The sequence below is a fragment of the Dietzia sp. Die43 genome, assembly GCF_024519835.1.
In the GTDB taxonomy this organism is placed as follows: domain Bacteria; phylum Actinomycetota; class Actinomycetes; order Mycobacteriales; family Mycobacteriaceae; genus Dietzia; species Dietzia kunjamensis.
In genome coordinates this window covers 48,366-59,822 of the sequence record NZ_JALJRF010000001.1, presented here as the reverse complement: position 1 = coordinate 59,822, position 11,457 = coordinate 48,366, and the positions used below count along the sequence as shown (strand labels likewise).

13 protein-coding genes and 1 tRNA gene are annotated in these 11,457 nt (G+C 72.1%); 3 read left to right on the top strand and 11 right to left on the bottom strand.

Features of this window, described 5'->3' with window-relative positions; all coding sequences use genetic code 11:
- Positions 1–46: 46 nt before the first annotated feature.
- On the top strand, positions 47–1,054 hold the full coding sequence (gene meaB, locus NR111_RS00290; protein ID WP_256819309.1) for a methylmalonyl Co-A mutase-associated GTPase MeaB: 1,008 nt from the start codon (positions 47–49) through the stop codon (positions 1,052–1,054).
- A gap of 151 nt (positions 1,055–1,205) precedes the next feature.
- Here meaB and NR111_RS00285 read toward each other — a convergent pair whose 3' ends face one another.
- The 5 genes from NR111_RS00285 to NR111_RS00265 form a co-directional block, all read right to left on the bottom strand.
- Positions 1,206–1,334 (bottom strand): hypothetical protein, encoded by a 129-nt coding sequence (locus NR111_RS00285; protein ID WP_256819308.1) that lies wholly within the window; start codon positions 1,332–1,334, stop codon positions 1,206–1,208.
- Between the two features lie 92 nt (positions 1,335–1,426).
- Entirely contained in the window at positions 1,427–2,665 is a 1,239-nt protein-coding gene (locus NR111_RS00280) for an RNA polymerase sigma factor (protein ID WP_256819573.1), read from the bottom strand.
- Between the two features lie 106 nt (positions 2,666–2,771).
- Complete coding sequence (locus NR111_RS00275; RefSeq protein ID WP_256819307.1) at positions 2,772–3,137, bottom strand: YciI family protein; 366 nt, start codon at positions 3,135–3,137, stop codon at positions 2,772–2,774.
- 351 nt (positions 3,138–3,488) lie between these two features.
- Positions 3,489–3,686 (bottom strand): hypothetical protein, encoded by a 198-nt coding sequence (locus NR111_RS00270; protein ID WP_256819306.1) that lies wholly within the window; start codon positions 3,684–3,686, stop codon positions 3,489–3,491.
- 74 nt (positions 3,687–3,760) lie between these two features.
- The gene (locus tag NR111_RS00265; protein WP_256819305.1) at positions 3,761–5,185 is read right to left on the bottom strand and encodes an acyltransferase; all 1,425 of its coding nucleotides are present in this window, start codon (positions 5,183–5,185) and stop codon (positions 3,761–3,763) included.
- A gap of 208 nt (positions 5,186–5,393) precedes the next feature.
- On the opposite strand from NR111_RS00265, the gene NR111_RS00260 reads away from it, so the two are divergent.
- Positions 5,394–6,440 (top strand): NAD(P)/FAD-dependent oxidoreductase, encoded by a 1,047-nt coding sequence (locus NR111_RS00260; protein ID WP_256819303.1) that lies wholly within the window; start codon positions 5,394–5,396, stop codon positions 6,438–6,440.
- Here the strand turns inward: NR111_RS00260 and NR111_RS00255 are convergent.
- From NR111_RS00255 to NR111_RS00230, 6 genes are all read right to left on the bottom strand, one after another.
- Positions 6,437–7,453, bottom strand: a complete 1,017-nt coding sequence (locus tag NR111_RS00255) for a nucleoside hydrolase (protein ID WP_256819301.1) — start codon at positions 7,451–7,453, stop codon at positions 6,437–6,439. The two genes, NR111_RS00260 and NR111_RS00255, sit on opposite strands and share 4 nt — an antisense overlap.
- Entirely contained in the window at positions 7,450–7,995 is a 546-nt protein-coding gene (locus NR111_RS00250) for a DUF664 domain-containing protein (protein WP_256819299.1), read from the bottom strand. The genes NR111_RS00255 and NR111_RS00250 overlap by 4 nt, the downstream gene beginning before the upstream one ends.
- Entirely contained in the window at positions 7,989–9,482 is a 1,494-nt protein-coding gene (locus tag NR111_RS00245) for an SDR family NAD(P)-dependent oxidoreductase (protein WP_371606824.1), read from the bottom strand. Before NR111_RS00245 ends, NR111_RS00250 begins: the two co-directional genes overlap by 7 nt.
- 33 nt (positions 9,483–9,515) lie before the next feature.
- The gene (locus NR111_RS00240; protein WP_256819297.1) at positions 9,516–10,169 is read right to left on the bottom strand and encodes a hypothetical protein; all 654 of its coding nucleotides are present in this window, start codon (positions 10,167–10,169) and stop codon (positions 9,516–9,518) included.
- Entirely contained in the window at positions 10,166–10,534 is a 369-nt protein-coding gene (locus NR111_RS00235) for a TfoX/Sxy family protein (protein ID WP_256819295.1), read from the bottom strand. Before NR111_RS00235 ends, NR111_RS00240 begins: the two co-directional genes overlap by 4 nt.
- 90 nt (positions 10,535–10,624) lie before the next feature.
- Positions 10,625–10,710: transfer RNA gene (locus tag NR111_RS00230), tRNA-Leu, on the bottom strand.
- Positions 10,711–10,911: 201 nt separating this feature from the next.
- On the opposite strand from NR111_RS00230, the gene NR111_RS00225 reads away from it, so the two are divergent.
- Entirely contained in the window at positions 10,912–11,454 is a 543-nt protein-coding gene (locus NR111_RS00225) for a YbhB/YbcL family Raf kinase inhibitor-like protein (protein WP_067714407.1), read from the top strand.
- Positions 11,455–11,457 lie beyond the last annotated feature (3 nt).

Genomic DNA, 11,457 nt, shown 5'->3' with positions numbered 1-11,457 from the left:
GGGCAGTCTGTCGACCACGGCCGGTACCGGCTCGGTGCGCGGCCCGGTGCCCTCGGCCACCGGGCCGCGTCCGCGGCGCGAGATCGATGTCGACGCCCTGCTCGCCGGCGTGCTCGAGGACCGCCGCCCGGTCCTCGCCCGCGCGATCACACTGCTGGAGTCCACGAACCCGGCGCACCGGGAGAAGGCCCAACAGCTCCTGCTGGGCGCACTGCCGCACGCCGGTGGGGCGCTGCGGATCGGCATCACCGGGGTGCCGGGGGTCGGCAAGTCGACGTTCATCGAGTCCTTCGGCCTGTATCTGGTGGAGCAGGGTCACAAGGTCGCGGTCCTCGCCGTCGACCCGTCGTCCACCCGCACCGGGGGTTCGATCCTCGGTGACAAGACCCGCATGGCCACCCTGTCCACGGAACCGAGGGCCTACATCCGGCCCTCGCCCACGTCCGGCACGCTCGGGGGCGTGGCCAAGGCCACGCGGGAGACGATGGTCCTGCTCGAGGCCGCCGGGTTCGACGTGATCCTCGTGGAGACCGTCGGCGTCGGCCAGTCCGAGGTGACGGTGGCCGGGATGGTCGACTGCTTCACGTTCCTCACCCTCGCCCGCACCGGCGACCAGCTGCAGGGCATCAAGAAGGGTGTCCTCGAGTTGGCGGACATCGTCGCGGTGAACAAAGCGGACGGCCCGCACGTCAAAGACGCCTCGCGGGCCGCCCGCGAACTCGGGGCCGCCCTACGGTTGGTGCGTCCTGCCGACGCGGTGTGGAAGGTGCCCGTCCTGACCATGTCGGGACTCGAGGCCGAGGGACTGGACCGCTTCTGGAACGCCGTCCGCTCGCATCAGGACACGATGAACGGGATCGGCGAGGTGGAGGCGCGGAGGGCGCGTCAGCAGGTGGACTGGACGTGGTCCATGGTCCACGACACGCTGATGGCCCGGCTGGCCGCCGATCCGGAGGTGCGCAGGATCGCCCCGGAAGTGGAGCAGCAGGTGCGCGAGGGCACGCTCACCGCGGCCCTCGCTGCGCAGGCGATCATCGACGCCTTCGACTCCTGAGCCCCGCCGGGCACCGTCTTGCGCAGTGCGCAGGCTTCGCACCGCCCCCGACCGCCCACACCAAATCCGCTACTCGCACTGCCAATCTGCTACTCGGAATCGGGTAGCGGATCCGGACGGAGGGTAGCCGATTACGTGTGCCGCGGCGTGGTCAGCGTTTGCGCAGTACGAACCCGACCGCGCTCATGTGCTGGTCGTGCGCGACGAAGGTCCTGCGCATGGCGAGAACCCGTCGGCGGGCGTCCGCGTCGCGGAGGAGGTTTCGGACGATCCGGGCCACGCCGACGATGCCCTCGTCGGCGAGGACACGGCGGGGCTATCCTGCGGGGCCGGGTGGGGGAAGGAGGGATGTGCGGGCACGCCCGACGTCCTTCAGGCGTCCCACCAGCGCTGCAGGAGGTAGTCACGCTCGGCGTCGTTCCGGGCGAGTGCATGGGCGCGGACCCACGCCCGGCGCGCCTCCTCCGGACGCCCGAGCAACTCCAGGGTGACCGCCCTCGCCTCGTGGAACGGGTGGTGCTCGGCGAGCGCCGGGTCCGCGGACAACTCGTCCAGGTGGGCGATCCCCACCTCCGGCCCGTCTCGTCGCCCGATGGCCACCGCCCGCGCCATCCGGACCACCGGGCCGGGAGCGAGGATCACGAGCACATCGTAGAGAGCCACGATCTGCCGCCAGTCCGTCGACGCGAAGTCCGGGGCCTCGGCGTGCACGGCGGAGATGGCGGCCTGAACGGAGTACGGGCCCGGGCCGCCCGCGGCAGCCTGCTCTGCGAGCGACAGGCCTTCCTCGAGCAGAAGACGGTCCCACGTGCGGCGGTCCTGGTCCGGCAGGGGAACGGGCATCCCGTCGCGACCGGTCCGTGCGGACGCCCGTGCCTCGATCAGCACCATCAACGCCAGCAACCCGGTGACCTCCGACTGCGTGGGCATCAACCTGTGGACGATGCGGGCCAGCCGGATCGCCTCCTGCGTCAGATCCGTCCTCAGGTGACTCGCCCCCTCCGTCGCGGCATACCCCTCGGAGAAGACGAGGTAGATCACGGTGAGAACGGCCGAGAGCCGGTCGGGAAGCTCCGCGCTCCCGGGTACCCGCACCGGGATCCGGGTGACCCGCATCCGCCTCTTCGCCCTGACCAGCCGCTGCTGCATCGTGGGCACCGGCACCAGGAACGCCTGGGCGATCTCGGCGGTGGTCAGCCCCGCCAGGTACCGGAGCGTGAGCACGACCTGCTCCTCGACCCTCAGGGTGGGGTGGCAGCAGGCGAAGAACAGCTCGAGACGCTCATCCGGGATTTCGTCCGGATCCGCGGGCGAGACCTCCACCGCACGGGCCACCCGGTGTTCCTGCTCGACGTGCAGCCGGGCCAACCGCTCCGTCAGAGCCCGCTGTCGCCGGAGTCGGTCGATCGCCTTCCGCGCCGCGGTGGTCATGAGCCAGGCCAGGGGCTTGTCCGGCACACCGGTGACCGGCCACTTCTCCAGCGCGGCCGCGAAGGCGTCCTGCGTCGCGTCCTCCGCGAGGTCGAGGTCTCCGAACCGCGCCACGAGAGCCGCGAGCAGTCGCGAGCGGTCCTCCCGGCGCAGCGCGCCGAGCACGTCGCGAACCGCCAGACCCGGGGCCGCGCTCTCGCACTCCCCGGGTCGGCGGTCACCGGGCGCCCCGCGCTCGGTGCCCACGGCGTCTCCTGGTCCCTCGGTCACCGGTGCCGGGCGTCCGTCAGTACTCTGCGATGGCCCGGACCTCGACCCGGCCACCATGCACTCCCGGGCATCGCCGCGCCCACGCGAGCGCCGCGTCGATGTCGGGCACGTCGATCATGATCGTGCCCCCGACGAACTCGCGGCTCTCCGCGAACGGACCCGAAGTGATGACGGGGTCGCCGCCACCGGCGGGGGCCGCGAGACTGACCGCGGTCTCCGGGTCGTGCAGGACGAAACCGCCGGCGAGGACCCCCGCGGCCTCGAGTTCGGCATCGAACGCCATGAACGCCTCCGGTCCGGGCCCCTCGACGGCCCCCTCCGGCCCGGCCTCCCCGCACCGGACGTCGTCGATGTTGCCGAAGAGTAGAAGCACGTACTTCATGTCGATCTCCTGACTCTGACTGGTGGATGCCGGCCACGGTGAAGTGCGCCGACACCTTCATGACGAACGGGCGCCCGAAGATCGACAGCTCCGCGGAAGGAATCTCCGCGCTCGCGGATTCCGCTCCCGGGGCATCCGCGCAGGAGATGTCGCCCGCGGCTGTCTCAGAGGCCGCGCGACTACACTCTCGCGGGCACACGAGGCTCACAGCCGTCAGGGTCGGATGCACACGCCGGCATGCTCACCCACACGCGACAGCTCGTCTGTGAACGACGCGGACGCGAATGGAGTCAGACAGGAGGCGACGGGGGAGACGACAGATGCCGGCTCCGAGCCCGCCGACGCTCCGGTTCAGTACCGTTCGTCCGGCACCCGACGGCTCCGCGAGCGCATCGCGAACAGCAGACCGATCACGAAGAGCACCACACCGGCCACCATCAGGATCACCGCGAGGGTGTTCGAGTCGATACCCGGAATGCTGATCTCGACCGCGTACATGAGTACCGCGCCGAGCACCACGAGGACCACTCCGCCGCCGATGTAACCCATAGCTGTTCTCCTTCGTCGTGAGCGTGCGCGTGTCCGCGCTTGTGCGCTCACCCTACGAGAACACGGCGTCGAATTCAGGCGTGCGGGGAGAGCAGCTTTCGTGCCGGTTCCTCGATGAACCGGTGGCTCGCTGCGCCCGCGGCCAGCGAGCCGGCCACGGTGACGGGCCAGATGACCCCCATTCGCTGGTCCCATAGCCGCGTGCGGGTGAGGGGGAACGCGGCGTGCAGGACGAGCTGATGCCACAGGAAGATTCCGTACGACCACGTGCCGACCTTCTGCAACGGCGCGGACTCCAGGACCGGGAACCGCGTGCCCTCCGGGGCGAGGACCACCGGGGCCAGGACGAGGAACGCCATCGTGCCCGCCAGACCGGTCCGGGCCGCGAACTCGACGGGGCCCGGGTGGACGAATCCCTCGGAGAACCATCCGGGAACGGTGGTGGCGACCAGGGCAGCGCCGCCGGCGAGCCACCACCCCCACCTCGCGAGTCGATCGCGACACATCCGGGCGAGCGTGCCGGGGGGCGCGGTGACGACCTCGGCCAGCAGCATCCCCGCGGCGAACCAGGCGGCGAACGACGGCGGGAGGATCTGGACGTTGACGTCGGCCGGCAGGATGCCGAGGGCGTGCCACGGGAGCATCGGGAACACGAGACCCGAGGCACCGAACGCGGCGATCGCCGGGATACGCCACCGGGCGGAGTCGCCGCGCAGGTCCTTCATCGCGGTCCACAGCAGCGGGAAGGCGAGGTAGTACGCCATCTCCACGGCCAGCGACCACGCGTGCGTCAGCCCGGCGACGAGGAAGTTCGACGTGTAGATCTGCGTGAGGGTCAGGTTGGCGATCCAGGAATCCGGGCCGTTGACGTGGTTCTGCTCGAGCAGCAGCATCGCGGCGGCGACCAGCACCGCGTACGACGGCAGGATCCGCACGAGACGCGAGCGGAGGTACTCGCGGGTCGGCCGGGCGGTTCCCGGCTCGTCCCTGCGCGCGTGGGCGGCGTGGGCTCGCCACAGCAGGAACCCGGATTTGGCGAAGAAGACGGCGACCGCCAGGTCGAGTCGCCCGAACAGCCGTTTGACGGGTGACCCGGTGGACGCGCGGGTGACGAAGGCGACGTGGGTGGTCAGCACCCCGACGGCCGCGAGGCCACGGATCCCCTCGAGGGCGGGGACGAATCCCCGGGCCCCGGCGAGTCGGCGTGGCGCCGAGCCGGCCGAGGTCGAGTCCCTGCCCGCCGGGTATCCCGAACGGGTGGCCGTCGCGTGGCCCGCACCCTCGGAGGACGCCGCACCGGGGCCTGCCGCCGGTACGGTCACCTCGGCGCGTTGCCGGATCCGCCTACGCACGGTCTCCCGCGCGGTGGCCACGGCGTTCCGGACGGTGGCCACCGCAGGCTCGGCCTCGCCGGAGGCCACCGCTGCGCGACGTGCGGAGACCCCGGCGACGACCGCCCCGCCCGCGACGACGATCAGGGCGGTGGCGACAGACCTCATGGACTCTCCCGGGGCGGTGAGGTGGGATGACGGCGGTGTCCGGGAGGGCCCAGAGGCCGCCCGGAACATCCGGAGGAGCCTAACACCGGTTCTAGTTCCGTCCCTCGACCGCCCGCGCCTCCGGGTCCGATCACTCCGGGGGCGGGCCGGTGGTCGGTCGGCACCGGTTTTCGTAGGGTGGCATCACCCGTTTCCCGATCGGAGAGCCATGACCGACGCCCCCACCGACCCCGGGTCCGACGCCGTGGACGACCACCCGCCGGAGGCCGTGGACGTCCTGGTGATCGGCGGGGGCCCGGCGGGCCTGTCGGCCGCCACCTGGGTCGGCCGGTATCAGCGCTCCACCCTGCTCGTCGACGCCGGGTGCCAGCGCAATCTCGCGGCGCAGCGGATCCACGGCATGCTCGGCACCGGCCCCACCACACCCGCCGAGTTCTACGCCGACGTCGACGAGGGTCTTCGCGAGTACCCGACCGTTCGACGACTCGGTGGAGTCGTCACCGACCTGGTCAGGGAATCCGACGACCGGTTCGTCGCCCGAATCGCACCCGGCGCCACAACGGATGGTGGTGACGAGAACCCCGTCACGGTCACCGCCAGGCGGATCATCCTCGCCACCGGCGTGCGCGACCGGCTACCCGACCTCGCGGGGATCGACGACCACTACGGGGTCGACGTGCACCACTGTCCCGCCTGCGACGGCCTCACTGCCGCCGGCCGGCGGATCATCGTGCTCGGCGTGGGCGCGCATGTGCCCGCCTACGCGTCCGAATTGCTGGACTGGGCGTCGGAGGTGGTCATCGTCACCGAGAGCGACTCCGACCCGGCTTTCGACGACGACCAGCGGGCCGCCTGCGCCGAGCACGACATCGGGGTGGTCGACGGGGTCGCCCGGGAGCTCGTCGGCGACCCCGGTCAGCTGGAGGGGGTGCGGCTCGCGGACGGGAGGGTGATCGCGGGGTCGAAGGTGTTCTTCTCCTACGCGCACCACCCGACAAACGAGCTCGCGACGTCCCTGGGCTGCGAGCTGGACGACGACGGCGGTCTCACCGTCAACGCGATGCAGCTGACCAGCGTCGACGGGGTGTACGCCGCCGGCGACATCGTGACCGGCCTGCAGCTCGTGCCGATCGCCGTGGGCACCGGCGCCGCGGCCGGCGTGGCGTGCGCGACCTCGCTGCGCGGGCACGCCACCGCCGAGTGCGTTCCCGACCCGGCACCGCCGACCCGGAACTTCACGCGGCCGGACAACTAGTCGGGCAGGCCCGCCAGCGAGACGATCGCCGCGCAGATCTCGTCCAGGACCGCGTCCGGCCCACCCGGCACCAGCACGTCGGTCGCGATGCGGGCGTTGTCCACCCGGCGCCGGTGCCCGCGGACGTCCGCCACCGTCATGCCGCGAGTGTGCTCGCCCGAGCACTCGACCCGTACGTTCGCCGGCGCGGCCACCACCGCCTCCGGGTGCAGGGCCATCCACGCGACGAACGGGTCGTGGACCTGCGCCAGGTATCCCTCCCCGACGGAGTCGTGGAACTCGAAGTAGAACCGCAGGGCCTCGGTCAGCCGCCGCGCCAGCGGGGAATCCGTGGCCTCGAGCAGCCACTCCGACCGCTCTGGGGTCCATACCGCGCGTTCGGTGAGGTTCAACCCGCACCACAGCGGGGTCGGCACCGCGGGATCGGCGGTGCGCGCGTCCTCCCACGCCCGGCACACGCGGTCGGCGGCCTCGGGGTCCACGTCGACGTTCCATTCGCTGACCGGCGTGGTGTTGCCCGGATGCCCACGGAACGTCCCGCCCATCACCACCAGCCCGCCCAGCAACCGGGGGAGTGCGGGATCGAGTGCCAGGGCATGGGCCAGCGTGGACGAGGGACCGGTCACGATCCCCACCAGCTCACCGGGGTGGGCGCGCGCCGCGTCCACCCAGAGTCGCGCACCGTCGCGGGAATCGACCGGCCTCGTCGTCGCCCTCGTCGTCGTCAATTCCGCGTACCCGGCCCCGCGGGGGCCGTGCGTCTCGGGGGTGAGCACGTGGGGCACGGCGATCGGGCCGGGCGCGCCGGCGGCCACCGGGAGCCCCGGCGCGCCCGCGAGGTCGAGCCACGCACACGCGTTGGCGACCGTGTCCTCCAACCCGACGTTGCCGGCCGTGCACACCACGCCGGTCAGGTCGGTCCGCCCGGCGCGGTGCTCGGCCACCAGGTAGGCGATCGCCAGGGCGTCGTCGATGCCCGGGTCGCAGTCGAGCAGCACCGGGGTGCGGCTCACCGCGAGCGGCCCCGGGAGAGCAGGACGTCGCGGGTCACCTGCAGCTGGCCGGTGTGGGCGGCGACCTCGTGCAGGATGTGGCCCACAACCCACTCCGGGGTGAAGGTCCCCGCCCGGCGCGCGGCGTCGACATCGACCGTGGTCCCGGCGGGAGTGGCCAGATCGCCCCGTCCGACCGCCGCGGTGACCCACCCGGGAAGTCGGTCGATCAGGGCGCCAAGCCGGTCGAGCTCCGGCCCCACCGGTCCGGTGAAGGCGAACTCGGCGTCACGATCCCGGACGATGTCCTCACCACCCAGGCTGGCCGCACCCCAGGAGGCGAGCACCCCGCACAGGTGGTGGACGAGCGCGGCGGCGGAGTTGGTAGGCCACTCGGACCCCTCGTCGGTGGGCCGAAAGTGCACCAGCGTGTCGGGCCCGTCGCCGCCGAGATCGGCCACCGCGGCGCGGATCGTGGGCAGCAGCTCGTCGGCGAGGATCCGGCGGGCGGCGTCGACGTTCACGGCGGGGTCGACGTTCACGGCGGGGTCGACGTTCACCACGGGCTGGGCTCGAAGTCCTTGAGGAAGCAGCCGTAGAGGTCCTCGCCGGCCTCGCCGCGGACGATCGGGTCCACCACGCGGGCGGCGCCGTCGACGAGGTCGAGGGGCGCGTGGAAGCCCTCCTCGTGCAGCCGGACCTTGGTGGTGTGCGGGCGCTCGTCGGTGATCCAGCCGGTGTCCACGGCGGTCATGAGGATGCCGTGTTCGGTGAACATCTCCTCGGCGGAGGTGCGGGTGAGCATGTTGAGGCCCGCCTTGGCCATGTTGGTGTGCGGGTGGCCGGCGCCCTTGTAGCGGCGCGAGAACTGCCCCTCCATGGCGGAGACGTTGACGACGTACTTGCGCCGCGCCTTCGAGGCCGCCATGGCGGGGCGCAGGCGGGAGACGAGGATGAACGGCGCGACCGAGTTGGCGAGCTGCACCTCGAGCATTTCCATCGGCTCGACCTGCTCGACCGTGGCCACCCAGCTGTTGTGGTCCACCACGTCCGGCAGCAGCCCGCCGGCGTCGATGGCGGTCCCGGCGGCCATCCGCTCCAGCGAGGACGAGCCGGCCTGCAGCGCCAGGGTCGCGATGTGGTCGGCCTCGCGCTCGGCCTCCTCGGACCCGATCAGCGCGGATTCGCCGCCCATGAGCGCGGCCGGGTGCAGCTCGGAGGTGCGACCCATGGTGACCACGGGAATGTCGGCGGCGCGGCCGGTGAGGGCGGCGGACTCGCCCTCGACGAGCCCGGAGTACGACCCGGGGGAGCGGCGCACCGTCTGGGCGGCGTTGTTGATGAGGATATCCAGCGGGCCGCCGGCGGCGACCTCGTCGGCCAGCGCCACCACCTGGGCGGGGTCGCGCAGGTCCACGCCGATCACGTGCACGCGGTCGGCCCACTCGGAGTGGTCGTCCATCGAGGCGAACCGGCGGGCGGCATCGCGGGGGAAGCGGGTGGTGATGGTGACGTCGGCGCCGGCCCGCAGCAGCATCAGGGCGATGTACATGCCGATCTTCGCGCGGCCGCCGGTGAGCAGGGCCCGCCGGCCGGTCAGGTCCATCTCGGGATCCCGCCGGGCCCGGTTGAGCGCGGCGCACCTCGGGCACAGCTGGTGGTAGAAGGCGTCGACCTGGGTGAAGCGCTGCTTGCAGACGTAGCACGCCATCGCGCGCTGGAGGTGGCCGGCGACGGCGCCCGGGGTGGTGGAGACCAGTCGGATGCCGGCGGTCTCGTCGTCGATCCGGGTGGGTGAGCCGGTCGCGGTGGCCTCGATGACGGCCTTGTCCGCCTCCTGGCGGGCGCGACGCACCTCGGCGCGGCGCGTCTTCTTGAGGAGCTTGAACATGTGGCCGACCGACCGCTGCACCCGGATGGAGTCGGGGTGGTCCTCGCCGAGCGCGGCGGCCTGGTCGAGGACGCGCAGGCAGATCTCGAGGTCGCCCGGGTCGATACCGCTCGGGTCACTACCGCCTGGATCGAAACTGTCTGGGTCGATGCCGGTCACCCCGATACGGTACGACGACGAGGTGGTCAGCCCCTAAACCGTCCGCCCCCGCAGGGTGGACACGTCGCCGGCACGCAACCCGGTGAGCACGTGCTCCACCGCCCGCAGGTGATGGTCCCGCCCGGAGAGGACGGCGGTGGGGGCGAAGCCGTGGCCCGCGGCGTACGCCTCGGACACCAGCTGGGCGTGGGCCTCCACGGGCAGCACGCCCGGGCCCTGGCCGGCGGGGGCGTCGTGGACGACGCGGGCGAATGCCGCCCGCCAGTCGTAGGCGCGCCGGCCCAGGCGGATCTGCTCGCTCAACGCCCGCACCACGTAGCGCGGGCCGAGGTACCGGCCCTGCCAGATGTGGGTCAGTTCGTGCACCAGGGTCGGGGTGGCCCGTAGCCGCGTGGGGCCGGGGTCGGTCATGACCACGATCCCGGGGTCGGCGCCGAGATAGATCAGGCCCGGCAGCGCAAACGCACGCCGGTGTGGGACTCCCGGAACGTGGCCGCGGCGGATCACGACCGGCGTGGGGTCGATCGTGCCCGCGAAGAACCCGTCGAGATCGGCGCGGACCTCCGACGGCAGGTCCAGGGGCGGCGGAGCCAGCCCCAGGGCGTCCAGGCCCCGGTCTGCGGCGCGGGCGGCAGCTGCCAGGGCCCGTCCCGCCGCATCGCCCGGTCGGCCGGCGCTCGCCCTCACGGCGTCCCGCCGGTGACCGAACGGTTGTACTCCGGGGCCGGCGCGAGCCACCCGGCCAACTGATCGTCCGTCGCGATCGACGACGGCTCCACGGTGATCCACCCGGGCCCCATGTCCCGCCCGGCGCCCATCTCGGCCCGGATCGCGCCGGGCAGGGCCATGAGCTCATCGTGCCGGTCGGGGGAGACCCTCACGAGCAGTGACCCGTCCCGTCCGGCGCTGACCGCGATCTTCTCGGACACCATGACGCAGTGGCCGCCGAACATCGACACCTCGCGGGTCACCGGCTCATCGACGAGGAGTTCGCGCAGGCGGTCGATGAGCTGCTGCTGAGCGGGGGGCGGTGTGCGGGGTGTGCGGGCCATCGGGCGACCTCCCCAGCAAAACTCACCCAGAAACAAGTGGGCCCCGGATCCTCACGGATCCGGGGCCACTTCTACTGTCTCGACACAGTGTGCGCGAGGGGGGACTTGAACCCCCACGTCCGTTAATAGGACACTAGCACCTCAAGCTAGCGCGTCTGCCATTCCGCCACTCGCGCTCGCACACTGGTGACCTCCACCGGCTCGTGTCCGGCTTGGTCGTGCGAGGAATGACATTAGCCGATGCCCGAACCGTGGACCAAATCGGGGTCCCGCCGCGGCTCCCACCGCCGGGTCATCGCTGGTAGACAGGGCTGGTAGACAGGGACGTGACCGGATGGAGGACCACTCCACACCGCCACGATCGCAGGAGGATGACGATGACCGACTTCCGTGTGCCCGACCCCTACGCCGCACTCCCGGATCTACCGGCCCTCGAGGTGACGAGCGAGTCGTTCACCGAGGGTGCCACCCTGTCGGCCGCGCAGCTCGGCGGGAAGATGGGTGTCGAGGGCGGCGAGGACAGGTCGCCACAGGTGAGCTGGAGCGCGGGTCCGGAGGGTACGAGGACCTACGTGGTCACCGTCTTCGACCCGGACGCCCCCACCGCGTCGGGCTTCTGGCACTGGTCGGTGGCCAACATCCCGGCTGAGGTGACCTCACTGCCCGAGGGCGCGTGCACGGGCGACGACACCTCGGGCCTCCCCGAGGGCGCGGTCGTGGTCCGCAACGACGCCGGCTTCAAGGGCTTCGTGGGCGCGGCCCCGCCGGCGGGCCACGGGCCGCACCGCTACATCCTCGCCGTCCACGCGGTGGGCGACGAGATCGAGCTCGGTGACGACGCCTCGTGCGCGTTCGTCGGGTTCAACCTGTTCGGCCAGGGCCTGGCCCGCGGCACGGTGACGGGGATCTTCGAGCAGTAGCGC